Genomic DNA, 24,764 nt, shown 5'->3' on the forward strand with positions numbered 1-24,764 from the left:
AAGCTTGTCGACAGTCGTGGGTAAGGCCGAGGGTAGCTCTCACTGAAGAGGAGGACTATCTCAGTAATCAATTATCTAGAGGAGAAGAATGGCGGAGAGAGTGGGATTCGAACCCACGGTACGCTTGCACGTACACACGCTTTCCAAGCGTGCGCCTTAAGCCGCTCGGCCATCTCTCCTGGCACCGTTCGGTGCTGTAGCCAGAAGCGGCGCGGCGCGCAACTGCTTTGCCGCGAGGGGCCGTACGCCGGCAGCGCAGGGCGGCCGTGCGCGCCTCTCTCAGCTATCGATCTTGAGCGCGGCGAGGAAGGCGCTCTGCGGAATTTCCACCTTGCCGAACTGGCGCATCCGCTTCTTGCCCTCCTTCTGCTTCTCGAGGAGCTTGCGCTTGCGGCTGATATCGCCGCCATAGCACTTGGCGGTCACGTCCTTCGAAAGCGCGCCGATCGTCTCCCGCGCGATGACGCGGCCGCCGATCGCCGCCTGGATCGCGATCTTGAAGAGCTGCTTCGGGATGAGATCCTTGAGCTTGCCGCAGATCGCCCGGCCGCGGCTTTCGGCCTGGCTGCGATGGGCGATGAAGGAGAGCGCGTCCACCGGCTCCTGGTTGACGAGGATGGAGATGCGCACGAGATCGCCCTCCTCATAGCCATCCATCTGGTAGTCGAAGCTCGCATAGCCCTTGGTCGAGGATTTCAGCCGGTCGTAGAAATCGAAGACCACCTCGTTGAGCGGCAGGCGATAGACCGCCATGGCGCGGTTGCCGACATAGGTGAGATCCTGCTGCTGGCCGCGCCGCTCGTTGCAGAGCGTCAGCACGGCGCCCAAGTGATCATCGGGGACCATGATATTGGCGCGGATCCAAGGCTCCTCGATCCGCTCGATCTTGGTCACGTCCGGCATATCGGCCGGGTTGTGCAGCTCCGTCATCACGCCCTTCTGGTCGTAGAGGTGATAGACGACGGAAGGGGCGGTCGCGATGAGGTCGAGGTCGAATTCGCGGGAGAGCCGCTCCTGGATGATCTCCAGATGCAGGAGGCCGAGGAAGCCGCAGCGGTAGCCGAAGCCCAGCGCCGCCGAGCTTTCCGCCTCGTAATGGAAGCTCGCATCGTTCAGCCGCAGCTTGCCGAGGCTATCCCGCAGCTTCTCGAAATCATCGGCATCGACGGGAAAGAGCCCGCACCAGACGACCGGCACGGAGGGTTTGAAGCCCGGCAGGGCTTCGGTGGCAGGGCGCCGGTCGTCGGTGATCGTATCGCCCACGTCGCAATCGGCGACTGTCTTGATGGCCGCCGTGATATAGCCCATCTCGCCGGGCCCGAGGCTCTCCACCGCCTCCATCTTGGGGCGGAAGACGCCGACCTGATCGACGGTATGGACCGCGCCCTTGGCCATCATGCGGATCTTCTGGCCCTTTCGCAGATGCCCGTCCTTGATGCGCACGAGGATGATGACGCCGAGATAGGCATCGTACCAGCTATCGACGAGGAGCGCCTTGAGCGGCGCCGCCGCATCGCCCTCCGGCGGGGGCAGGCGCGTCACCAGCGCTTCCAGCACGCCTTCGATATTGATCCCTGTCTTGGCGCTGATCTCGACCGCGTCCGAGGCATCGAGGCCGATGACGTCCTCGATCTGCTGGCGCACGCGCTCGGGCTCGGCGGCCGGCAGGTCGATCTTGTTGAGCACCGGCACGATCTCATGCCCGGCATCGAGCGCCTGATAGACATTGGCGAGCGTCTGCGCCTCGACCCCCTGGCTCGCATCGACGACGAGGAGCGAGCCCTCGCAGGCGGCGAGAGAGCGGCTCACCTCATAGGCGAAGTCCACATGGCCCGGGGTATCCATGAGGTTGAGCACATAGGTCTCGCCATCGCGCGCCTTGTAGTTGAGGCGGACGGTCTGCGCCTTGATGGTGATGCCGCGCTCCTTCTCGATATCCATCGAATCGAGCACCTGCTCGGTCATCTCGCGCTGGGTGAGCGCGCCGGTTGCCTGGATCAGCCGGTCGGCGAGGGTCGATTTCCCGTGGTCGATATGGGCGATGATCGAGAAGTTGCGGATCTTGGAAAGCGGCGTGTCGGTCATGCCGCGTCACATACGGGAAGCGGGCGCGTCTGTCAGCCGGATTGCGCGGGGGGCGGCCGCGCGGCCGCCCTGCCGCCATCGCAAGCGCGCGGCGGCAGGGGCGCGGGTGATGGCCTTGCCCGCCCGGCATTCTCCTGCCATAGCCCCGGCCCTCGCAGGGCAGAACCGATCGATCCTTTGACATGATGAAGAACCGCCGCCGCCGCGGCCGTCCGCTGGACGGCTGGCTCATCCTGGATAAGCCCCAGGGCCCGACCAGCACCGATATGGTGAACAAGCTCAAACGACTCTTCGACGCGCAGAAGGCCGGCCACGGCGGCACGCTCGATCCGCTGGCGACCGGCCTTCTGCCGATCGCCTTCGGGGCCGCGACCAAGACGGTGCCGTATGTGATGGATGGCACCAAGCGCTACCAGTTCACGCTCCGCTTCGGCCAATCGCGCGATACCGACGATGCCGAGGGCGCGGTGACCGGCACGAGCGATGTCCGGCCCGAGACGGCGGCGATCGAGGCGGCGCTGCCGGCCTTTCGCGGCCTTATCATGCAGGTGCCGCCGATCTATTCCGCCATCAAGGTGGCGGGCGAGCGCGCCTATGATATGGCGCGCGAGGGCCGGCCCCCGGTGCTCGAACCGCGCCCGGCGCAGATCGACCGTTTCGAACTGATCGCCCGGCCGGACGCCGATACCGCGGTCTTTGAGGTCGAATCCGGCAAGGGCGTCTATATGCGCAGCCTCGCGCGCGATATCGCGCTCGCCTGCGGCACGCTCGGCCATATTACCGTCCTGCGTCGCTTGCGGGTCGGCCCCTTCACCGAGGAGATGGCGATTTCCCTGGACAAACTGGAAGCAGGGGAGGATACGGCCCCCATCTCTCCGGCGCTTCTGCTGCCGGTCTCGACCGCGCTGGCCGACATCCCGGCGCTGGCCCTGACCGAAGGCGAAGCCGTCCAGCTTGGGAATGGGCAGGCTTTGAGCCTCGTCGATCTCATGGGCCGGATACCAGAGGCGGCCGACCCCGCAGGGGGAAAGGTGCGCGCGATGGTGGGGAGCCGCGTGATCGGTTTGTGCCGGCTCGAAGAGGGTTGGATGAAGCCCGAGCGCCTGTTGTAACCCTCTGGTCATAGGAACATCCTCGATGTCGATTACCGCAGAGAAGCGCTCGGCGCTCATCTCCGACTATGCGCGTGGCAAGAATGACACGGGCAGCCCCGAGGTTCAGGTGGCGCTCCTCTCTGAGCGCATTTCCAGCCTCACCGAGCATCTCAAGATCCACGCCAAGGATTTTCACAGCCGCCGCGGCCTGCTCATGCTGGTCGGCCGCCGCCGCCGCCTGCTCGACTATTTGAAGAAGACCGACAATGACCGCTATGCGGCGCTGATCGGCCGTCTCGGCCTCCGCCGCTAACGGCGCATACCCACCTTCCGGGCGCTTTCGCCCGGGAGGTGGCGCCCGCCCCGCAAGGGTGGCAAGAAGAGAAGCCGCGCAAGTGGCAAACCAGGGCGCCCATTCCGGGCGCCGCTCAGCCCACCGCGGAAGCGGCGGTCATCGGATCGGCCGGCCGGACAGCCTGAAGCAGTCCAGAGTTTTGCCGGCGTTTCCGGCCACATGGCCGGCGGATGCAGCCCATGCCTCTCGCGAGGCGCGCATTCCGCTCCCCATGCCGCCCGAGACGCCGACAGAGACGCTTCAGAAGCGCATCTCAGGGTCGCCCTCCTCGCCGTCGCATCCGTCTGAACGATAAGGACGCATGCATGTTCAACTACTTCCGCCGCGAAATCGAATGGGGTGGCCGCACCCTCGTCCTGGAGACCGGCAAGGTCGCTCGCCAGGCCGATGGCGCCGTCATGATCACCTATGGCGATACGGTCGTGCTCTGCACGGCGGTCGGCGCCAAGACGGTCAAGCCCGGGCAGGACTTCTTCCCGCTCACCGTCAATTACCAGGAAAAGGCCTTCGCCGCCGGCAAGATCCCCGGCGGCTTCTTCAAGCGGGAAGGCCGCCCCTCCGAGAATGAGACGCTGGTCTCCCGTCTCATCGACCGGCCGATCCGTCCGCTCTTCCCCGATAACTTCTACAACGAGGTGCAGGTCATCGCGACCGTGCTGAGCCACGATCTCGAGAACGATCCTGACATCGTCGCCATGATCGGCAGTTCGGCAGCACTCACCCTCTCGGGCATTCCCTTCTTCGGGCCTGTCGGTGCGGCGCGCGTCGCCCGCATCAATGGTGAGTTCATCCTCAACCCGACGCTCTCGCAGACCGAGGAGAGCGAGCTCGATCTCGTCGTCGCCGGCACGGCCGAGGGCGTGCTGATGGTGGAGAGCGAGGCGAAGGAGCTGTCCGAAGAGCTGATGCTCGAGGCCGTTACCTTTGGCCATACCGCCTTCCAGCCGGTGATCAAGGCGATCATCGAACTCGCCGAGCATGCGGCGAAGGAGCCGTGGGCGCTGACCGAGCCTTCGGAAGCGGAAAAGTCCCTCAAGGCGCGGTTGAAGGAGCTCGCCGGTTCCGCGATCGCCGAAGCGTACCAGGAGCGCGGCAAGTCCGCCCGCCAGGAGAAGATCGCCGCTGCCAAGTCCTCCGCGATGGCCGCGCTCGCCGCAGAAGGTCTCGATACGGAGAAGGCCAAGGGCCTCTTCAAGTCCCTCGAAGCCGATATCGTGCGCAACGCCATCCTCGATACCGGCATGCGCATCGACGGGCGGGACACGAAGACCGTGCGCCCGATCGTCGCCGAAGTCGGCATCCTGCCGCGTGCTCATGGCTCCGCGCTCTTCACCCGTGGCGAGACCCAGGCGCTCTGCGTCGCGACGCTTGGCACCGCGCAGGACGAGCAGGTGATCGACGCGCTGGAAGGCGAGTATCGCGAGCACTTCATGCTCCACTACAACTTCCCTCCCTATTCGGTGGGTGAGGCGGGGCGCGTCGGCTCCCCCGGCCGGCGTGAGATCGGCCATGGCAAGCTCGCCTGGCGCGCCATCCACCCGCTGCTGCCGGGCAAGGACAAGTTCCCGTACACGCTGCGCGTCGTCTCCGAGATCACCGAGAGCAACGGCTCCTCCTCGATGGCAACCGTCTGCGGCACCTCGCTCTCGCTGATGGATGCGGGCGTGCCGCTGGAGCGCCCCGTGGCCGGCATCGCCATGGGCCTCATCAAGGAAGATCGTGGCTTCGCCGTGCTGTCCGATATCTTGGGCGACGAGGACCATCTCGGTGACATGGACTTCAAGGTGGCCGGCACCGAGCGGGGCGTGACCAGCCTGCAGATGGACATCAAGATCACCTCCATCACGCCGGAGATCATGCAGATCGCGCTCGGCCAGGCGCGGGATGGCCGTATCCATATCCTGGGCGAAATGGCCAAGGCGCTGACCGGCGCGCGTGGCGGTGTGGCGGCGACGGCGCCGCGCATCACCGTGATCAACGTGCCGAAGGACAAGATCCGCGAGGTGATCGGGCAGGGCGGCAAGACGATCCGCGATATCGTGGAGACGACGGGCTGCAAGATCGATATCGACGACGACGGCACGATCAAGATCGCCTCCCCCAGCGAGGAGAAGACGCAAGCCGCGATCGACCGTATCACCGGCATCGTCGCCGAGCCCGAGATCGGCAAGATCTATAACGGCAAGGTGGTGAAGGTCGCCGATTTCGGCGCTTTCGTGAACTTCCTCGGCGCCAAGGACGGCCTCGTCCATATCAGCGAACTCTCCGTCAACCGCGTCAACAAGACCGCCGATGTCGTGGCGCAGGGCGATGCCGTGAAGGTCAAGGTCATCGGCTTCGATGAGCGCGGCAAGGTCAAGCTCTCGATGCGCGTCGTCGATCAGGCGACGGGCGAGGACGTCTCCGAGAAGGTGGGCTCCAAGGGTGCCCGCCGCGAGGAGCGGGTGGGCGAGTAAGCGCCCACCTGGCCGAGGGCTCTGCCGCTGCCTTGGCGGCGGCGGAGCGGCGCGACCCCGCCGCCCCGCTGCCAGCACTGGCCGCGCGGGCGGCGCTCCCGTTTCCGGGTGCCGCCCCCGGCCTTGGGGGCTGGCTTGCCGGATCGGGGAATTTCAGGCATAAAACCGCTTATGTCTGCCCGTCTTCAACGGCGATAGGCCCGCATCCGCGGCGCCTTGTGATCCGCCTTCCACGCTCGCCCGAGCGCAGCTCCGAGAGACCCGTTGAGCGATACGATACCCCCGGATAATTCCGCGTCCCTGCCGCCCTCGTCGCAGCCCGTCATGCTCGAAGACGAGATGCGGCGTTCCTATCTCGACTATGCGATGTCGGTCATCGTCAGCCGCGCGCTGCCCGATGCGCGGGACGGGCTGAAACCGGTGCATCGCCGCATCCTCTTCGCGATGCAGGAATCGGGCTTCACGCCCGACAAGCCCTATCGCAAATCCGCCCGTATCACCGGCGAGGTGATGGGCAAATACCATCCGCATGGCGATGCCTCGATCTATGACGCGCTGGTGCGCATGGCGCAGCCTTTCTCCATGCGCGTGCGGCTGATCGATGGGCAGGGCAATTTCGGTTCGGTGGACGGCGATCCGCCGGCCGCCATGCGCTACACCGAATCCCGCCTCGCCACCGCCTCGATGTTCCTGCTGAACGATATCGACCGCGATACCGTCGATTTCCAGCCGAACTACGATGAAAGCGCCGAAGAACCCAAGGTTCTGCCTGCTGCTTTCCCGAATTTGCTGGTCAACGGCGCCAATGGCATCGCCGTCGGCATGGCGACCAATATCCCGCCGCACAACCCGTCCGAGGTGATCGAGGCGACGCTCGCGATGCTCGAAAATCCCGAGATCGGGCTGGACGAGCTGATGAAGATCATCCCCGGGCCGGATTTCCCCACGGCCGGCATCATCCTCGGCCGCTCGGGCATCCGCCAGGCTTTCGAAACCGGGCGCGGCAGCATCGTTCTGCGTGCCCGCACCGAATTCGAGGAGATCCGAAAGGATCGCACGGCGATCATCGTCACCGAAATTCCCTATCAGGTGAACAAGTCAACGCTGCTGGAGCGCATCGCCGAACTCGTGCGTGCCAAGCAGATCGAAGGCATCGCCGACATGCGGGACGAGAGCGACCGCGACGGCATGCGCATCGTCGTCGAGCTGAAGCGGGACGCGACGCCGGAAGTGGTGCTCAACCAGCTGTTCCGTTTCACCCAGCTGCAAACCTCCTTCGGTATCAACATGCTGGCGCTGGACAATGGCCGCCCCCGGCAGATGGGGCTGCGCGAGGCGCTGATGTGCTTCGTGAGCTTCCGCGAGGAGGTCATTCTCCGCCGCGCCCGGCACGATCTGGCCCGCGCGCGGGATCGCGGGCATCTGCTGGTCGGCCTCGCCATCGCGGTCGCCAATATCGACGAGGTCATTCGCATTATCCGTGCCGCCGCGGATGCGGCGGCGGCGCGCGCGGCGCTCATGGAGCGGGATTGGCCGGCGGAAGAGGTGCTGCCGCTGCTCGATCTTATCGAGGATCGCGCCAGCATGCTGAGCGGCACCAGCATCCGCCTGACCGAAGCGCAGGCGCGCGGCATTCTCGATCTGCGCCTGCAGCGGCTGACCGGGCTTGAGCGGCACAAGATCCAGTCCGAACTCACGGAAGTGGGGGAGAAGATCCGCGACCTCCTCGATATCATCGGCTCGCGCCTCCGCCGCCTCGAAGTGATGCGCGACGAGCTGGCGGCGGTGAAGCTCGAAATCGGCAGTCCGCGGATGACTGAGATCACCGATGCCGCGGCCGATCAGGATGACGAGAGCCTCATCGAGCCGGGGCAGATGGTCGTGACCATCACGCGGGACAATTTCATCAAGCGCACGCCGCTCGAGACCTTCCGCCAGCAGAACCGTGGCGGCCGCGGCCGGACGGCGGCGACGACGCGCGGCGACGATATCGTGACCCGCAGCTTCAACGCCCATACCCATCAATGGGTGCTGTTCTTCTCCTCGGGCGGCAAGGCCTATCGGGAGAAGGTCTGGCGTCTGCCGGAGGCCGGGCCGCAGGGCAAGGGCCGCGCGCTCATCAACCTGTTGCCCGAACTCGGGACGGATGCCATCACCACCGTGCTGCCCCTGCCGCAGGATGAGAGCCTGTGGGAAAACCTGCATCTCGTCTTTGCCACCGCCTCGGGCAATGTGCGGCGGAACAAGCTCTCCGATTTCCGCAATATGCGGGCGGCCGGCCTGATCGCCATGAAGCTCGACGAGGGCGACCATCTCATCGGCGTCGCCACCTGCCGCGAGGGGGATGACGTGATGCTCGGCACCGAGCGCGGGCGCTGCATCCGCTTCCAGATCCATGAGGACAACCTGCGCGTTTTCGCCGGCCGCGATTCGGCGGGCGTGCGCGGCATCCGCCTCGCCGAGGGGGATCGGGTGATCAGCCTGTCCGTGCTGCGCCATGTGCCGGCGAGCGTGGAGGAGCGGGCGGCCTATCTCAAGCGCAGCCGCGCCGGGGATGAGGAAGCGGCGGAGATCGAAGCCGAGGTGGAGGCGGAAGAGGGCTTGGCCAGCGCGCCGCCGCTCTCGGATGAGCGCTTCCAGGAACTGCGGGAGGCGGAGCAGCTTTTGCTGACGGTGACCGATGGCGGCTTCGGCAAGCGGTCCTCGGCCTATGAATACCGCGTCACCGGGCGGGGCGGGCAGGGCATCGCCAATATCACCCTCTCGGCGCGGAACGGCACCGCCGTCGTCGCGACCTTCCCGGTGCAGCCGGGGGATGATCTCATGCTCGTGACCGATACCGGCCGCCTGATCCGGGTGCCGGGCGATCAGGTGCGCCTCACCGGCCGCCAGGCCATGGGCGTCACGCTGCTCCGCCTTTCCGAGAGCGAGCGCGTGACGAGCGTTTTCCCGGTGATGGAGGAGCCGGCCGAGCCGGAGGCGGCTGCCGATGATGCGGGCCCGGCCTGAGCATGGCGGTGGCGCGGCAGGAGCGGATCGGGGTCTATCCCGGAACCTTCGATCCGATCACCAACGGCCATCTCGATATCATCGCCCGCGGCGCGCGGTTGGTGGACCGGCTGATCGTCGCGGTTGCCATCAGTTCGGCCAAGAATCCGGTCTCCTCGCTCGATGAGCGGGTGGCGCTGGTGGCCGAGGTTCTGGCCGAGACCGCGCGCGAAACCGGGGTCGCGATCGAGGTGCGGCCCTTCTCCTCGCTTCTCGTGCAGTTTGCCCGCGAGATGGGGGCGAGCGTCATTCTGCGCGGCCTGCGCGCGGTTTCCGATTTCGACTTCGAATTTCAGCTCGCTGGCATGAACTACCGGCTCGATCCCAAGATCGAGACCGTGTTTCTGATGGCGAGCGAGCGGCATCAGTTCATCTCCTCCCGCTTCGTCAAGGAAATCGCCTTGCTGGGCGGAGATGTGTCGAGCTTCGTTCCACCCCAGACGGAGCGGCATCTCGGCGCATGGGTGAAGAGGCAGAGAGAGCCATGAGCATCAACCGAAGAGAGGCGATGACCCTCGCCCTCGGCGCAACCATGATTGGATTTGGTATGAGCGACGCACAGGCGGCATCCGACAAGCTCGACATGCAGCTGAAATACGGCACCGTGGTGATCCAGCTGCGGCCCGACCTCGCGCCCAAGGCGGCGGAGCGGATGATCACGCTGACCAAGGAGGGCTTCTACAACAATACCCCCTTCCATCGCGTCATCGCCGGCTTCATGGCCCAGGGCGGCGATCCGACCGGCACCGGCACCGGCGGCAGCACGCTGCCCAACCTGCCCGCCGAATTCACCAATGATGCGAAATTCCTCACCGGCACCGTCGGCATGGCGCGCACGGCCGATCCGAACAGCGCCAATAGCCAGTTTTTCATCTGCCTCGCCCCGGCGCCCTGGCTCGATGGGCAGTACACCATCGTCGGCCAGGTGATCGAGGGGATGCAGTATGTCGAGGATATCAAGAAGGGCTCGGGCGGCAACGGCCTCGTCACCGATCCTGACCGCATCCTGAAGATGACCGTGGCACCCTGACCACGGCCCAGGGAGTCCGAGGCCCCGCGTTCCGCGCGGGGCCTGCCCCGCATCAGGGCGCTTGACGCCGCCCTCTATCTGCCGTTCAAGGCAGCCATTAAAAGACGAGCCCGTAGCTCAGCCGGTAGAGCACGTGACTTTTAATCATGGGGTCGTGGGTTCGAGTCCCACCGGGCTCACCATCTTGAAAACATTGAAGAGTTTCCTCTTTTGAGGCGCCGTAGAGGCGGCCGGAAGCCGGATGCGGACCCCATGCGGATTGACCTCCGCTTTTAGCAGAGTGTGGATTGCTCCGTCACTTCCGCCTCGATTGCGCGGCTCTTGCCCACCTCATGGCATTGCCCAGCCTGCCAACGCCTGTCCGCAAGGAGCGGGCCTGCCGCTCATGACACGCCGCTGATTGTCGGCGGGCGCGATCATCCGGGGTGCGGGCGGCGGGTTGCGCCTGAGCCGGGGCCGATTTTGCTGCTCCGAAGGGCGCCGGACCGGGTTTCAGTCTGAGAAGGGGGAACCGCCATGAGAGTTCGCATCGCGCGCCCGGAGGACGAGGCCCGGATAAGCGTTCTGCTGAGACGCTTCGAGGGGGAGAGTCTGCCTGCCTGGCGCGACCCTGCGGCCTTGGCACGCAGCGCCGCGAACGCGCCGGCCAAGCTTTTCCACCCGCCGCCCGGCGACTACGTGCTGATGGTCTGCGTGGAAGAGGACGATCGCCCGATCGGCGTCGCCCAGGCGATGATGGACAAGGACTTCTTCACTGAGGAGCCGCAGGGCCATCTCCTGCTGCTCGTGACCGATGCGGCGCAGGAGGGCAGGGGGGTCGCCCGCCGCCTCGTCGATGCTGTCGGCGCATGGGCGCGCGAGACGGGTGGATTGGGGCTCCTGCTCTATGTCTTCGCGACGAATGAGCGGGCTCGCGCCGCCTATCTGCGCTTCGGTTTTCAGGAAGACATGGTGAAGATGGTCAAGCCCCTCGGCGACGAAGCCGAGGGAAAACCTGGGCCTTGAGGCAGCGCGGCTTACGGCCGTCTCGTCCTGCCGATCGGCGGTGGGTGGCTTGGGGCGCAAGCCCTGCGGCCGGGGCATGGAAGCCTGCCGCTTCGCGCGGCCGGTCAATAAAGGCCGATGCTCCGCCTCGCCGGCCGCCGCTAATCTCCAGGCAGTTGAACCTCGCGGTAGGAGACGCGCCCCATGAAAGAGAAGATCAAGCGGAATATGGAGATCATCGGCGCGGACGGCGTTCCGGTCGGTAGGGTTGAGGAGGTCCACGGCCATTGCATCAGGCTGGCCCCGCAGGATCTCCTGCCGGGCCATGCCGGGCTGCCGCAGGCGGTCGATCTCGGTCTGGTGGCCGCGATCGAGGGCCATCAGATCCGCCTCAGCGCCAATGCCGATCTTGCGCTTAGTCCCGCCCGGCAGGCGCCGGCGGCAGAGGCCTGACTGCGGATCGCGGCAAGGTGAAGGCCGGCGGGGCGATCCACCGCCGCCGGCGCCGCTTCGGCCGTCGCTTTGGCAGTAGCCAAGCGCGCCCTCTTGCCCGACGATACTCCATACTGAAGGATGGAGACCCGCTCGCGTGCTCGAACGCTATAGCGACCACGCCGCCAACGAGCGGACCTTTCTCGCCTGGGTCCGCACCGCGCTCGCCGTCATGGCCTTCGGCTTTCTCGTCGAGAAGTTCGAGCTGTTCCTGCAGGTTGCCGCCGCCTCGCTCGCGCAGCACACGCTCTCGGCCGGCGGCCGGGTGGTGGGCGATGTCGCCGGGCTGCTGCTCATCCTGCTCGGCGGCGCCATCATGGTGATGGCGGCGATTCGCTATCGCGAGGTGCGGCGCGCGATCGAGGCGGCCGAGCTGCGGCGGGCGGGAAGCGGGCGGATCGACCTCATGCTCGTCGGCCTGCTCGTCCTCCTCGGCCTCACCCTCTTCCTCTACCTGCTCTATACCGTCGTCAAAACCCTGTAACAAAGCGCGCCGCTCCTGGCCTGACCTTCCGCCCGGAACAGGCTAAGAGGGGCGGGCGGAGCGTCCTCCGGGGGCCGGCGCCGTGGCCGGCTCTTCCGCGCGCCCCCCGCCTATCCGATGGAGATTGATGTGCTGCGTCGCCTTCTGCTCGGCCTCTGCCTCATGATCGCCGCCATCCCGGCGGCGCATGCCAATGCGAAAATCACCCTGCTGCTGGATTGGTTCGTGAACCCCGATCACGCGCCGATCTTCGCGGCCGAATATTCCGGCGCCTTCGCCCGCCATGGGCTGGACGTGAAGATCATCGCCCCCGCCGATCCGAGCCTGCCGCCGCGGCAGATCGCGGCCGGGCAGGGTGACCTCGCGCTCACCTACCAGCCGCAGCTCTACCTCATGGCGGCGCAGGGCCTGCCGGTGGTGCGCGTCGGCACGCTGATCGACAAGCCGCTCAACGTCATGGTGGCGCTGAAAAGCAGCGGCGTCACCCGCCTCGCCGATCTCAAGGGCCGCAAGATCGGCTATTCGGTGGCCGGCATCGATGATTCGATCATCGACACCATGCTCGCCCATGTCGGCCTCTCGCCCAAGGACGTTACGCTCGTCAACGTGAACTTCGCGCTCGTCACCGCGCTCACCGCCCATCAGGTGGCCGCCGTGATCGGCGCCTATCGCAACTTCGAGGTCAACGAGCTGAAGGAGATGGGCCAGCAGCCGGTGATCTTCAGCCCGCAGGATTACGGCGTGCCGGCGGATGACGAGCTGGTGCTGATCGCCAACAAGCGGGAGGCGCATGACGCCAAGATCGCGGCCTTCCTCGCGGCCTTGCAGGAAGGCACCGCCTATCTCGAAGCGCATCCGCAGGCGGTCTGGGCCGCCTTCATCAAGCAGCACCCCGATCTCAACAATACCTTGAACAAGACTGCCTGGTTCCAGACGCTGCCCTATTTCGCCCGCAATCCCTTCACGCTCGATGCCGCGCGCTACCGCGCCTATGGGCGGTTCATGGCGGAGCACAAGCTCATCCCGAAGGAGCTTCCGCTCGCCGATTACGCCGTGCAACTCTCCGCGCCCTGACGGCCGGGCAGCGTCTCGCAAGTGAGGAGAGAGAGGATGGCGAATGGTGACGCGCCGGATTACGCGCATGGCCTCTTCGGCCGCCTGCGGCGCGATGCCGGCCCAGCCTGGGAGGCCTATGTGGCGCATCCCTTCCTCGACGCGCTGGGGCGGGGCAGCCTGCCGGCGGCCTGGTTCAGGGAATACCTGATCCAGGACTACCTCTTCCTCATCGATTATGCCCGCGCCTATGCCCTGGCCGCGATGAAGGGGGAGACGCTTGCCGAGATCACGGCCGCCAGCCGGACGCTGACGGCCCTGCTCGAGGTGGAGATGCCGCTCCACCGGTCCTATGCTCAGGAATGGGGCGTCTCGCCCGAGGATCTCGCCGCCGCGGTGCCGGATCTGCGGATGACCGCCTATACGAGCTTCGTGCTGGCCCGCGGCGGCGCCGGGGATGGGCTCGATCTCGCCGTCGCGCTCGCCCCCTGCCTCGCCGGCTATGCCGAGATTGCCGAGCGCCTGCTGGCAGCCCCTGGCACCGTGCTCGACGGCAATCCCTACGCGCCCTGGATCCGGCTTTATGCCGGGGCCGAATACCGCATGACGGTCGCCGCCGCGATCCGCGACCTCGATGCGCTGGGTGCGCGGCGTGGTGGGGAGGCGCGCTACCACTCGCTGCTCGATAGCTTCCGCACCGCTTGCCTGCTCGAAGCGGCCTTCTGGGGGGTCGGCTGGCCGGAGCGGAGCGGAAGCGCGCCGTGATGGCGGCGGAGGCTCGCCCCACCGCCGCTGCCCCGGGGCTGATCGCCGAAGGTCTCAGCCTCCGCTTCGCGGGCGTGCCGGTCTTCGAAAACCTCGATCTCGTCATTCCCGGCGGCCGCTTCGTCGCTCTGCTCGGGACGAGCGGGATCGGCAAGACCAGCCTGCTGAAGATCCTGGGCGGGCTCGCCGAGCCGAGTGTCGGGCGCGTGCGGGCGAGCGACGGTGCGCCGCTGGCCGGGAGGATCGCCTATATGGGCCAGACGGATCTGCTCTTTCCCTGGCTGTCGGCGGTGGAGAACGTGACCCTCGGCAGCCGCCTGCGCGGCCAGGCGGCGGACCGGGGGCGGGCGCTCGATCTGCTCGGCCGCGTCGGCCTTGGCGGGCGCGCCGCCGCCATGCCGGCCGGGCTCTCGGGCGGCATGCGCCAGCGGGTGGCGCTCGCCCGCACGCTCTACGAAGACCGGCCGATCGTGCTGATGGACGAGCCTTTTTCGGCGCTCGACAGCCTCACCCGCGCCCGTATCCAGGAACTGGCGGCGGAAGTGCTGGCCGGGCGGACGGTTCTGCTGATCACCCATGATCCTTTCGAAGCCTGCCGCCTCGGCCATCACCTGCTGGTTTTTTCCGGCCATCCGGCGCGGCTCGGCCGCCCCATCACCGTGCCCGGCGCGCCGCCGCGCCTGCCGGACGATCCGGCACTGCTGGCGAGCCAGGGGCGGCTGATGCGGCAATTGGCGGCGGAGGCGGAGGAGGCGTGATGCGGCGCATCCTGCGCCCGGGCATCACCGCGCTCGGCCTCATCCTCGTCTGGTGGGCGATCACCGCCTTCACCCCGATCCCACCCTATATGCTGCCGAGCCCACCCAAGGTGGCGCTTGCCCTCATCGGGCAATGGCAGACCTTGTGCGCCGCGACCCTCACCACCTTCCTCGAAATCCTGTTCGGCCTGGCAATCGGCATCCTGATGGGGGCTGGCCTCGCGCTTGCCATGGTCTTCTCGGGCGGGCTGCGGCGCTGGCTGCTGCCGGTGCTGGTGCTCAGCCAGGCGATTCCGGTTTTCGCGCTGGCGCCGCTGCTCGTGCTCTGGTTCGGCTTCGGCATGGCATCGAAGGTAGTGATGGCGGTGCTGGTGATTTTCTTCCCCATCACTGCCTCCTTCTTCGATGGGCTGCGCCGCGTCGATGCCGGCTGGCTCGATCTCGCGCGCGGGATGGGGGCGAGCCGCTGGGCGATGCTCCGCCATGTCCGCCTGCCGGCGGCGCTGCCTGCCTTCGCCTCCGGCTTGCGGGTGGCAGCCGCGATCGCCCCGATCGGCGCGATCATCGGCGAGTGGGTGGGCTCCTCGGCCGGGCTCGGCTACGTGATGATGAACGCCAATGCCCGCATCCAGACCGATGTCATGTTCGCGGCCCTCTTCATCCTGGCGGTGATGACGGTGCTGCTCTGGACTGTGGTGGACTGGGGGATGCGCCGACTGCTTTATTGGCTTCCCGAAACGGCACCGCCATCCTGAGCGGGAAGTGAGGCCGCCGCGGGGCGACATGCACGTTCTTACGCAATTATGGAAATGCAAACACTGTAAGGTGCAACAGGAAATTTCACTTTCGGCCTTGCAGGGCAGGGGTTTCCATGGTTAACAGTCCTTGCCCTAGACAAAAAAAAGGCGGCACCGAAGTACCGCCAAGTTTAGGGAGGAAACGTCCAAGAAAGCAGCGACACGATCAAAGACCGCCGTCGTGCTGCGTTCTACCTAGGCTATTGATCGGATCTTTGCAAGGCCTTATGTGCGGTGCAGCAATGCACTTTTGTGCGAGGCCAGCATAGTTGCGCCCCGTTCCCAGCCGTGCTCTCGCCGGCGCATGATACGCCCTTCACCCGCTAACGTAATGCAATTCCTCATGGATTTCGGCTGTGCGGGGCGCGTGAGCCCCGCGCAGGTCAGCGGCCGGGCGGCGGGCGGTAGCCGTCTGTGAGCGTCTTGAGAAACGCGATGATATCCCGCCGGTCTGCGGCGCTCATCGCCGGCGGCTCGCCTGGATGTCGGTTCAAGGGCGGATCGACCCGATCGACATTCGCGCGATAGCGGCGCGGGAGATCGTTGAACACCGCCACCTTGCCATCGGCCCGGCGCGGATAGATGCGGCCGGGATCGACATCGCGGAAATCGTAGAAGTCCAGAACCTGATCGAGACTGTGATAGACGCCGTTGTGGAAGAAAACATGGCGGGTTGCGGCATTGCGCAAAGTCGGCGTCAGGAACAGGCCACAATATTGCGTGTCGGCCCTGAGGTCCGTCCGGTACGGGCCGCAGAGCCCGAGGTCGAAATAGTGCGGGTCGGCGTTCGCGTGGAGCGCCGGATTGCGCGGCACGCCGAGCGCCTCGTACTGAAAATCGGTGAAGAGCGGCGGCCTGCCATCGGCCGTCGGCCGGTCGAGATGGCAGCCCGCACAATCAGCCCGCGCCGGATCGTTGAAGAGCAGATAGCCGCGGAGTTCGGCCGTGCTCATCCGCGCCTTGCCCTCCAGCCAGAAATCGAACTTGCTGGTGAAGGGATGGAAGGCGGTATCCTCGATCTGGTAACGGGCGACCGCGAACATCGCTTCTGAAACCGCCATGGCGGGATCGTCGAAGATGGTATCGCCGAACAGCATGCGCATCTGCCCGGCATAGGGTGCGGCGGCGAGCTTGGCGGCGACCGCGGCGATGCTGCCGCCATCCATCTCGAAGGGGCTGAGCAGCGGGATGAGCGCCTGCTGCTGCAACCGGTCCGCCCGGCCATCCCAGAAGAGCCCGCCTTGCGGCACGAGATTGGCTGCCGCCGCCGCGGTCGTCGCAGCCGTCTTGCGGGCGCGCGCCGCATCCTTGCCGGCTGCCGCGAGCTGGGTGAGGCTGACTGCCTCGTTCTCCTCATTATCCGGGCCGATGCTGAAATTCGGCTGCCGCTCCAGATACATCAGCGAAGGCACCGCCCGCACGCCCTGCCGTTCGAGATGCGGGCCGCCATAGACGGCGGAAAGCCCGCTCGGCGGCCCGTAGGCGCGCGCCGGATCATGGCAGGAGGCGCAGGAGAGACGGCCGGAGGCGGAGAGCTGCGCATCGAAGAACACCGCGCGGCCAAGCAGCGCCATGGCCGATAGCGGCCGCGCGGTCGGCCGCCGGAGCGCGACCGGCTGCGGGTTGAAGCCTTCGCTGAGCGTCAGCGCCTGCGCCGGGTCGGCGAGCCAGGTGGAAAGCCCCACCGGGCTGCCGAGCACGAGCAGCGTGGCGGCGGCGAGGGCGATGCCGGCCGCCCCCGCAAGGCCAAGCAGGATGCCGCGCATCGGATCTCGGCCGGTCATCGCGCTCCGGTCACCGCGCCCGGGTCAGCCTGCCCCGGTCAGCACCTCGCCAGTCTTGGGATCGAGGAAGAGCGGCGGCGTGGTGCCGCCCTTGCCGAAATCGAACATATCCAGGATCGAGCCCGAGGAGGCATCGAAGGAGCCGCCGCCCAGGCGCGCACCGTGCAGCCAGTTATGCTCGATGAAGCGGATCACCGAGGCCTGGGTGATCTGGTTATGGGTGATCGCGTCGCGCTTCGCATAAGGCGAGATGACGAGGAAGGGCAGGCGCGTGCCTGGGCCGCAGCGCCCGTTCACCGGCTTGCCGGCAACGCCCGGGAGCGGCGTGCCGCTGCCGCATTGGCCCGCCCCGTCGAGCTGATCGGCCTCGGCATTGGCGGAAGGGTTGAGCACCTTGGTGAAGGCATGGTCGTACCAGCCGTCCGAATCATCCCAGGCGAGGATGATCGCGGTATGCTTCCAGCCCGGCTGATGCTCGATGAAATTGACCAGCGAAACGACGCCCTCCTGCTCGTCGAGCGGGTTGGAATAGCCGGCATGGGCATCCTGATAGGCCGGCATCTTGATGTAGGAGACGGCGGGGAAATCCCCGGCCTTCACCGCGGCATAGAAATCCTTGAGGCCGTATTCGTGGTTCGCCGGATCGGGCTTGCCGTTGGCATCCAGGCTATAGCCGATATCGCCGAGTGCGGCCGGGCGCGCATGCGTCGGGTTCGCGGTCGAGGCGTAGTATTGGAACCAGTTGTGATGCGGGATGTAATCCTTGATCGTCGCATGCACGATATCGGAATAGGTGCTGCGCTTGCAGCCCGTCGTGCCGTTCGCATTGGTCGTGCCGAGATCGAAGCCGCCCATGAAGCCGCCCCAGCTGATGCCGCCGGCGTTCAGCAGATCGCCGATATTGCGGCCCTGCATCGCTACCTGGTTCTTGGGGTTCGAGCAGAGATCGTAGGCGGGATCGACATCGTTGATCATGCCGATGCCGCCTGCGCCATCCTCGATGTAGTAGGATTTCTTGGCGGTCTTGATGTTGAAGGGCTTCTGCGTGGTGGCGACGAGCTTCACCCCGTTGGTCTGGCCGGAGACGACTTCGAGCGCGCCGGGCGTCGAGGGGCCGTAGGTGTCGCTATAGGCATTGTCGCTCATCGCGAAGGCTTGCGCGTAGTTCCAGAGAGCGGTGACGGTATTGCCGTCGAAATAACCCATCACCTGGCCCTTGGTCCCGAAGGCGCCGACGCCGCCGGGGCTCGCCCTGCCGGTATATTTCGGGAAGAGATCGGCGCGGCCGTGATCATAGGCGAGTTGCTCGGCCGTATAGGCATGGTCCTGATCGGCGGTCGCCGCCTGGCTACGGTCGAGCCGGAAGGGCTCGGCGGCATCCGCGCCGTTCTGCTTGTTGGTGAAGTTCGGGTTGTTGGTCAGCAGATGCGCGGCGGCCAGGGTATTGGCCGGCGGCGTGCCGGGCTTGGCCTGGAAGGCGGGTTCGCCGGGCGGGTTGGTGGCCTTGGGATAGGTCGCGAAATAATGGTCGAAGGAGACGTTCTCGTCATAGATCACCACGAGATGCTTGATCGGCGTCGCGGTCGGCAAGGCTTCGGCGGTATCGGCGATCTGGCTCGGCGCGCGGGCGCCCAAGGGGGCATCGGCGGCGCGGGCTCCGGCGCAGGCCAGGGCGAGGCCGGTCAGAAGCGCCGGCAATGCAGCGCGGGAGAGGAGCGTGGATCGCGACATGAAGCCTCCGCAGGATTGGCGTTGAGGCCCTGAGCTAAAATGGCGGCCAAGGCCCGCGGGTGAATTTATCGTGATAGGCGCGGCCTGTCTTCCCCGCCGATCCGCTGCCCCGCTTCCCTGCCGCCGCTCCCCTCAGCTCAGCTCGCGCAGCGCGGCCAGGGGCGGAGCGTGCCGCGCAGCACCTCGAAGGCCGCGCCCATGCGCAGCACGCCCGCATCGTCGAAGCGCCGCCCGGCGATCTGCAACCCGATCGGCATGCCCGACCGGGCATGGCTGCAGGGCACCGAGAGCGCCGGCTGCTCGCTCATGTTGAAGCCCACGCAATAGCCGATGTGCTCGAAGGGCCGGCTCGGGTCGTTCAGCGGGGCCGCGTACTCCGCCGGGAAGCAGACCGTCGGCCAGACCGGGGAGAGCACATAGTCGAAGGCTTCGGTCGCGCGGAGCGTCGCCTCGCACATGGCGAGGATCTGGGCGAAGCCGTGATAGACCTCCTGGCCGGAAAGCCGGTCCCCGCCTTCGATCCAGTCGCGGATATAGGGCAGCATGCGCGCCCGCTGCTCTGGCGTGAAGGATGCGATATCCGCGCCGAAGCGGGCGCGCCAGAAACGGTCGAGCCCGTCCAGCATCGGGCGGGTGAGGAAGGGGCCGAGCGGCCGCACGGTGGCGCCGGCCGCCGAGAAGAGCCGCCCGGCCTCGGTGATTGCGGCCACCACCTCGTCCTCCGGCTCGCTGCCGATGCCGGTATGGAGGCAGAGGCCGAGGGAGAGGCCGGCGAGCGGCCGCGGCGCGCATGACCAGTCAATCTCCTGCGGCGGCAGGCTCATGTAATCCCGCGCGTCGGGCAGGCTCAGCACGCGCATGGCGAGGGCAGCATCGGCGACGGTGCGGGTGATGGGCCCCGCCGCGCGGCCGATGAAAGGCGGATAGACCGGCACCCGCCCGAAGCTCGGCTTGAGCGCGACGGCGCCGCAGAGTGCGGCCGGCAGCCGCACCGAGCCGCCGATATCGGTGCCGATGTTGATCGGCGCGTAGCCTGCCGCCGCTGCCGCCGCCGCGCCCGCCGAGGAGCCGCCGGGGTTGAGCGCCAGATCCCAAGGATTGCGGGTCAGGCGGTGGAAGCTCGAAAGGCCCGAGGAGAGCATGCCGAAATCCGGCATGGTTGTCTTGCCAAGCAGGATGGCGCCGCTCTCCCGCAGGCGGGCGGCGGCCGGCGCATCCGCTTCTGCGACACGGGGGAGCACGGCGGCGCTGCCGGCCGGCATCAGCGTGCCGCGCGTCGCGATATTCTCCTTGAGCGTCACCGGCACGCCATCGAGCGGGCCGAGCGGCGCGCCTTGCCGCCAGCGCGCGGCGGAGGCTTCGGCCGCGGCGCCGGCCGCTTCCGTCTCCACCTGCCAGAGGGCGGCGATCTGCCCATCCCAGGCTGCGATGCGGGCGAGCGAGGCGGCGACCACGGCGACCGGGGAAAGCTCGCCCCGGCCATAAGCGGTGACAAGGGCAGTCGCGGGCATGTCGGGGAGGTCGCTCATGCGCCGAGGCTAGCCTGAGAGTTTGTGCCCTGTCTTGTCTTTTTCTCGGGCCGCATTGCCGGCACCGGGGCGCCGAACGGGTGAGCGCCGGCTTGGCGGAAGATGAACAAAGCGCCCATTTTTGCCGCCGGCCGTTTCGCTTATGGTCGGGCATCCCGAGACCCCCCGAGAGGATTGCCTCGATGCTCGATCGCGTGATGGCCACCGGCTTTCTCGTCGGCGCGCTCCTGCTCGCCGCCGTGATCTATCACAGTCGCTACGCGGCGCCCGCCTGCGCCGCCGACAGGGTCTCGGGCTACGTTCTCCAGCAGGTGCAGAGCAGGGTGGGAGATCAGGGCGTTTATCTGCTCAATGCGCGCCCGCTCTCTGGCGGGGCGTTGACCGCGCTGCTCGACTATTTCGCGCCGCATCGCGCCTGCCAGGTCGATGTCGCCCCGATCGAGGATATGCAGTCGCTCGACAAGAGCCGCTGGGTGAAGGTGCTCTACAGCGTCGAGCGGGAGAAGCGGAGCGGCAAGCTCATCGTCTTCGCCCATTCCGCCGGGCTCGCCGATCCGCGCTTCGCCGCCAATAACAGCTGGTAGCGGCCGGGCTACGCGCGGCTCACCGCCGAGGGCATCGGGAGGCACGGCGCATTGCGGAAGGGATGGTGCCCAGGGGCGGAATCGAACCACCGACACTGCGATTTTCAGTCGCATGCTCTACCAACTGAGCTACCTGGGCAGGCCGTGCTCTTGGCGTGGGCGGCTGGGTAGCGCAGCCGGCGGCCGGGATCAAGGGGGCTCGCTGCAATCAAGCCGTCACAGAGGGCGCGCGGCAGTCATGCGCGCCTCGGGCCGGCGGCGGGCGCCTGGAGCGGAGGGCGAACCGAGCTAGGCCGCCGCGCCGAGATAGCGCGCGGTGAGATGCGCTTCGAAAGCCTCCGCGTCCAGCGGCCGGCCGGTCGCCGCGCGCAGCAGGTCGTTGAAGCCGAGCAGATTGGCGCGGCCGTGGATTTCCCGTCGCAGCCAGCCAAGCAGGCCGGAGAGATCGCCCGCCGCCAGGGCGGCATCGAGATCGGGGATGGCACGCCGGATCGCCGCCATGATCTGGGCGGCGGCCATGGCGCCCAGCGTATAGCTCGGGAAATAGCCGAAGGCGCCGTCATACCAGTGGATATCCTGCAGGCAGCCGCGCCGGTCGTCCGGCGGGGTGTGGCCGAGGAGGGCGTGGAAGCCCTCGTTCCAGGCGCCCGGCAGGTCGGCGACCGCGAGATCGCCCGCGATCAGTGCCCGCTCCAGCCGGAACCGCAGGATGACATGGGCGGGGTAGCTCACCTCGTTCGCCTCGACGCGGATGAAGCCGCGATCGACCCGGCGGAGCAGGCGGCCGAGGTTCTCGGCATCGTAGAGCGCCGCCGGGCCGCCGAAGGCCGCGTGCAGCTGCGGGCCGAGCCAGAAGAGCCAGGCGTCCGACCGGCAGACCTGCAGCTCGATGAGGAGCGACTGGCTTTCATGCGCCGCCATGCCGCCCGCTTCACCCACCGGCTGGCGGGCATGGCCGCGCGGTAGGCCGGCCTCGTAGAGCGCGTGGCCGGTTTCGTGCATCACCCCCATGATGCTCTGGAAGCATTCGTCCTCGCTGTAGCGGCTGGTGATGCGCGTATCGGTCGGCGTGCCGCCGCTGAAGGGATGGGCCGAACGGTCCAGCCGCGCATGGCCGTAATCGAGCCCGGCCGCGGCCGAGAGGCGCCGGCAGAGCGCCTCCTGGGCCTCGATCGGAAAGGGGCCGGGCAGCGGCTGGCCGGGGCCGCGCGCCGCCTGGATCGCCTCGGCGCGGGGCAGTGCCTCGGCCATGAAGCGCTCGTAGCTGGCGAAGACCGGCTCCACATCGGCAGCCGTGATGCCGCGCTGGTAGAGATCCATCAGCGCATCGTAGGGCGCGAGCCCCAGGGCGTTGCCGAGGGCGGCGCCCGCCTCCCGCGCCAGCCGCACCACCTCTTCCAGGAAGGGTCGCACGGCCGCGAAATCGGAAGCGGTGCGGGCGCCGCGCCAGGCGGCTTCGCACGCCGAATGGGCGCGGCTTTGCGCCTCCACCAGGGCGCCGGGCAGCGCGGTCGCCTGGCTATGGCGATGGCGCATCAGGGCGAGGTTGGCAGCGGCCCAAGGCTCCGCCGGCGGGGCCGCTTCGGCCTCGGCCAGATCATCGGCGGCGGCGGGGTGGGTCGTCAATTCATGCGCGAGGCCGGCGAGCACGGCGAGCTGCTCGCCCCGCGCCTCGGTGCCGCCGGGCGGCATCATCACCGCGGCATCCCAGTTGAGCATGGAGATCGCTTCCTGAACGGTCGCGATCCGCTGGAAGCGCGCGATCAGGCGGTCATAAGCGGTCATGCGGCGAGCCTCGGAGCCAGGGGGGAGGGAGGGCTTCCCCGCGCGCCGGCCGCGCGCTCAATGGATGAGGCGGCAGATCGGCAGCGCGAGGAAGAGCAGGAACAGATAGAGCAGGGAGTAGCGGAAGGCACGGCGCGCGGGCGCATTCTCCGTCACCGAAGCGCCGCCCGGGCCGCGGCCATCGCGCAGCACGGCGAGGGCGTGGCGGATGAAGAGCCCGGTGAGCAGGAGGCTGACAGCGAGATAGGGCAGGCCGACGAAGCCGATCGCCCAAGGGCTCGCCGCCACCGGCAGCAGCAGAAGGGTATAGGCGAGGATATGCCGGCGGGTGGCGCGCTGCCCGGCCACCACCGGCAGCATGGGCACCCCGGCGCGCGCGTAATCCCCGCTCGCATAAAGCGCCAGGGACCAGAAGTGCGGCGGCGTCCAGAAGAAGGTGATGGCGAACATCAACGCCGGCACGAGGCCGATATGCCCGGTGACGGCGGCCCAGCCGATGATTGGCGGGAAAGCCCCTGCCGCCCCGCCGATCACGATGTTCTGCGGCGTGCGGCGCTTCAGCCAGGCCGTGTAGATGAAGACGTAGAAGGCGATGGACAGCGCGAGCACGCCGGCCGCCACCAGATTGGTGAGCCAGGCCATGGCGAGGATGGAGAGCAGCGCGAGCGTGATGCCGTAGATCAGCGCCGGCAGCGGGGCCATGCGCCCGGCGGGGATCGGCCGCGCCGCGGTGCGGCGCATCACCGCGTCGATATCCCGGTCGTACCACATGTTGATGGCGCCGGCGGCGCCTGCGCCGACGGCGATGCAGAGCACCGCGCCGACCGCGACGAGCGGGTCGATCCGCCCGGGTGCCAGCAGCATGCCGATGGCGCCGGCGAAGACGACGAGGCTCATCACGCGCGGCTTGAGGAGCGCGATCCAGTCGCCGAAGGTAGCGCCGAACGGCACGGCGCGGTGAGCCGGGATCGCGCCGGCAGGCTTATCCATGGCTGATTTCTGTCTTTCCACTAAACTCTGTCAGAACGGCCCGTCCTTTAAGTGATACGAGCAGAATCCTCGAACAGATCCCGCATGCCGCGGCCGATGGCTGCCATGATCCTTCCGGGAGGCTGCCGGGCGCGCCCGCCGCATGCCTCCGATCCTCGCCCCGGTCCGCGCTCCGCTTTAGTCTAGCCGGTCTGGCCCGCGCCGTGCAGCGGGGCATGGGCGGAAGCTCGCCTGGCGGCGCGCGGCCTCATCCCGCCGCCGGCAGGTGCACGAGGGTGAAGATGCCGAGCGGCCGGCACGGCTCCATGCGCGCCGCCGCCTGTTCTTCGGGGGAGAAAAGCGCCTCGACCGCGAAATCCGGATGCCAGCCGAGCGCGTGGGAGGCCGGGGCCATGGCGCGTTCCACCAACCGGCGGGGGCCGGCGGGGGCAATGAAATGGTTCACGAAGAGGAGATGCCCGGAAGGGCGCACCAGTCGCCGCATCTCCGCCATCAGCGCCCGCGGATGCGGCACCACTGAGGCCACGAACATGGCGACCGCGATATCGAAACTGTGATCGGGAAAGCGCGTCGCCTCGGCGTCCATCTCATGCAGCCCGGCGACATGATGAAGCCCCAGCGCCTCGGTGCGCTGGCGCGCCCGCGTCAGCATTTCGGCTGAGAGATCGATCCCCGTCACCCGCTTCTCCGGCGCATAGAGGGGGAGTGCGAGGCCGGTGCCGACCCCCACCTCCAGCACCTCGCGGCCGGGTAAGCTGTTGATGAGAGAGACGGTCTTGCGCCGGGCCGAGCGGGAGACGGCGCCGAACGCCCCGTCGTAAACCCCGGCCCAGCGGCGATAGGCGGCCTGCACGGCCTCCTTGTCCATCGCTGAATGCGGCCGATGATCGCGCGTCTCCGAAACTTGCATGGATGGCCGGCCTTGTGCTGCCCTGGGTGACGTTTCGTACCCCGCCAATC

21 protein-coding genes and 3 tRNA genes are annotated in these 24,764 nt (G+C 67.5%); 15 read left to right on the top strand and 9 right to left on the bottom strand.

Annotated features, from left to right (window positions below; genetic code table 11):
• Positions 1-89: 89 nt before the first annotated feature.
• Positions 90-179: transfer RNA gene (locus ACYQ7X_RS08460), tRNA-Ser, on the bottom strand.
• 100 nt (positions 180-279) lie between these two features.
• Positions 280-2,085, bottom strand: a complete 1,806-nt coding sequence (gene lepA, locus ACYQ7X_RS08465; RefSeq protein ID WP_459696514.1) for a translation elongation factor 4 — start codon at positions 2,083-2,085, stop codon at positions 280-282.
• A gap of 182 nt (positions 2,086-2,267) precedes the next feature.
• On the opposite strand from lepA, the gene truB reads away from it, so the two are divergent.
• The 14 genes from truB (at position 2,268) to ACYQ7X_RS08535 (ending at position 15,359) form a co-directional block, all read left to right on the top strand.
• Positions 2,268-3,197 (top strand): tRNA pseudouridine(55) synthase TruB, encoded by a 930-nt coding sequence (truB, locus tag ACYQ7X_RS08470; RefSeq protein ID WP_459696515.1) that lies wholly within the window; start codon positions 2,268-2,270, stop codon positions 3,195-3,197.
• Between the two features lie 25 nt (positions 3,198-3,222).
• Positions 3,223-3,492, top strand: coding sequence for a 30S ribosomal protein S15 (gene rpsO, locus ACYQ7X_RS08475; protein WP_459696516.1), 270 nt, complete (start codon positions 3,223-3,225; stop codon positions 3,490-3,492).
• Positions 3,493-3,839: 347 nt separating this feature from the next.
• Positions 3,840-5,990, top strand: a complete 2,151-nt coding sequence (gene pnp, locus ACYQ7X_RS08480) for a polyribonucleotide nucleotidyltransferase (RefSeq protein ID WP_459696517.1) — start codon at positions 3,840-3,842, stop codon at positions 5,988-5,990.
• Positions 5,991-6,314: 324 nt separating this feature from the next.
• Positions 6,315-8,999, top strand: a complete 2,685-nt coding sequence (gene gyrA, locus ACYQ7X_RS08485; RefSeq protein ID WP_459696695.1) for a DNA gyrase subunit A — start codon at positions 6,315-6,317, stop codon at positions 8,997-8,999.
• 2 nt (positions 9,000-9,001) lie between these two features.
• The gene (gene coaD / locus ACYQ7X_RS08490) at positions 9,002-9,526 is read left to right on the top strand and encodes a pantetheine-phosphate adenylyltransferase (RefSeq protein ID WP_459696518.1); all 525 of its coding nucleotides are present in this window, start codon (positions 9,002-9,004) and stop codon (positions 9,524-9,526) included.
• Positions 9,527-9,585: 59 nt separating this feature from the next.
• Complete coding sequence (locus ACYQ7X_RS08495) at positions 9,586-10,068, top strand: peptidylprolyl isomerase (protein ID WP_459696696.1); 483 nt, start codon at positions 9,586-9,588, stop codon at positions 10,066-10,068.
• Positions 10,069-10,174: 106 nt separating this feature from the next.
• Positions 10,175-10,250: transfer RNA gene (locus ACYQ7X_RS08500), tRNA-Lys, on the top strand.
• Between the two features lie 334 nt (positions 10,251-10,584).
• Positions 10,585-11,073, top strand: a complete 489-nt coding sequence (locus ACYQ7X_RS08505; protein WP_459696519.1) for an N-acetyltransferase family protein — start codon at positions 10,585-10,587, stop codon at positions 11,071-11,073.
• 183 nt (positions 11,074-11,256) lie between these two features.
• Positions 11,257-11,505: a DUF2171 domain-containing protein gene (locus tag ACYQ7X_RS08510; protein WP_459696520.1), complete on the top strand. Its 249-nt coding sequence runs from the start codon at positions 11,257-11,259 to the stop codon at positions 11,503-11,505.
• Between the two features lie 136 nt (positions 11,506-11,641).
• Positions 11,642-12,028: a YidH family protein gene (locus ACYQ7X_RS08515; protein ID WP_459696521.1), complete on the top strand. Its 387-nt coding sequence runs from the start codon at positions 11,642-11,644 to the stop codon at positions 12,026-12,028.
• Between the two features lie 129 nt (positions 12,029-12,157).
• Positions 12,158-13,102 (top strand): ABC transporter substrate-binding protein, encoded by a 945-nt coding sequence (locus ACYQ7X_RS08520; protein WP_459696523.1) that lies wholly within the window; start codon positions 12,158-12,160, stop codon positions 13,100-13,102.
• Between the two features lie 36 nt (positions 13,103-13,138).
• Positions 13,139-13,846 (top strand): TenA family protein, encoded by a 708-nt coding sequence (locus ACYQ7X_RS08525; protein ID WP_459696524.1) that lies wholly within the window; start codon positions 13,139-13,141, stop codon positions 13,844-13,846.
• Positions 13,846-14,604 (top strand): ABC transporter ATP-binding protein, encoded by a 759-nt coding sequence (locus tag ACYQ7X_RS08530; protein WP_459696525.1) that lies wholly within the window; start codon positions 13,846-13,848, stop codon positions 14,602-14,604. The genes ACYQ7X_RS08525 and ACYQ7X_RS08530 overlap by 1 nt, the downstream gene beginning before the upstream one ends.
• Positions 14,604-15,359: an ABC transporter permease gene (locus ACYQ7X_RS08535; protein ID WP_459696527.1), complete on the top strand. Its 756-nt coding sequence runs from the start codon at positions 14,604-14,606 to the stop codon at positions 15,357-15,359. Before ACYQ7X_RS08530 ends, ACYQ7X_RS08535 begins: the two co-directional genes overlap by 1 nt.
• Positions 15,360-15,784: 425 nt before the next feature.
• On the opposite strand, the gene ACYQ7X_RS08540 is transcribed toward ACYQ7X_RS08535, so the two are convergent.
• The 3 genes from ACYQ7X_RS08540 to ACYQ7X_RS08550 form a co-directional block, all read right to left on the bottom strand.
• Complete coding sequence (locus tag ACYQ7X_RS08540) at positions 15,785-17,185, bottom strand: cytochrome-c peroxidase (RefSeq protein WP_459696528.1); 1,401 nt, start codon at positions 17,183-17,185, stop codon at positions 15,785-15,787.
• Positions 17,186-17,209: 24 nt separating this feature from the next.
• Positions 17,210-18,916, bottom strand: a complete 1,707-nt coding sequence (locus tag ACYQ7X_RS08545) for a phospholipase C (RefSeq protein WP_459696529.1) — start codon at positions 18,914-18,916, stop codon at positions 17,210-17,212.
• Between the two features lie 137 nt (positions 18,917-19,053).
• Complete coding sequence (locus tag ACYQ7X_RS08550) at positions 19,054-20,445, bottom strand: amidase (RefSeq protein ID WP_459696530.1); 1,392 nt, start codon at positions 20,443-20,445, stop codon at positions 19,054-19,056.
• A gap of 182 nt (positions 20,446-20,627) precedes the next feature.
• Between ACYQ7X_RS08550 and ACYQ7X_RS08555 the strand changes: the two genes are divergently transcribed.
• The gene (locus tag ACYQ7X_RS08555; RefSeq protein WP_459696532.1) at positions 20,628-21,029 is read left to right on the top strand and encodes a hypothetical protein; all 402 of its coding nucleotides are present in this window, start codon (positions 20,628-20,630) and stop codon (positions 21,027-21,029) included.
• A gap of 63 nt (positions 21,030-21,092) precedes the next feature.
• Here the strand turns inward: ACYQ7X_RS08555 and ACYQ7X_RS08560 are convergent.
• The 4 genes from ACYQ7X_RS08560 to ACYQ7X_RS08575 form a co-directional block, all read right to left on the bottom strand.
• Positions 21,093-21,168, bottom strand: a tRNA-Phe gene (locus tag ACYQ7X_RS08560).
• Between the two features lie 149 nt (positions 21,169-21,317).
• The gene (locus tag ACYQ7X_RS08565) at positions 21,318-22,814 is read right to left on the bottom strand and encodes a carboxypeptidase M32 (protein WP_459696533.1); all 1,497 of its coding nucleotides are present in this window, start codon (positions 22,812-22,814) and stop codon (positions 21,318-21,320) included.
• A 57-nt stretch (positions 22,815-22,871) separates the two neighbouring features.
• The gene (locus ACYQ7X_RS08570) at positions 22,872-23,804 is read right to left on the bottom strand and encodes a heme o synthase (protein ID WP_459696534.1); all 933 of its coding nucleotides are present in this window, start codon (positions 23,802-23,804) and stop codon (positions 22,872-22,874) included.
• A gap of 247 nt (positions 23,805-24,051) precedes the next feature.
• On the bottom strand, positions 24,052-24,714 hold the full coding sequence (locus tag ACYQ7X_RS08575; protein WP_459696535.1) for a class I SAM-dependent methyltransferase: 663 nt from the start codon (positions 24,712-24,714) through the stop codon (positions 24,052-24,054).
• Between the last annotated feature and the right edge of the window lie 50 nt (positions 24,715-24,764).

Source organism: Acidisoma sp. C75 (assembly GCF_054665095.1).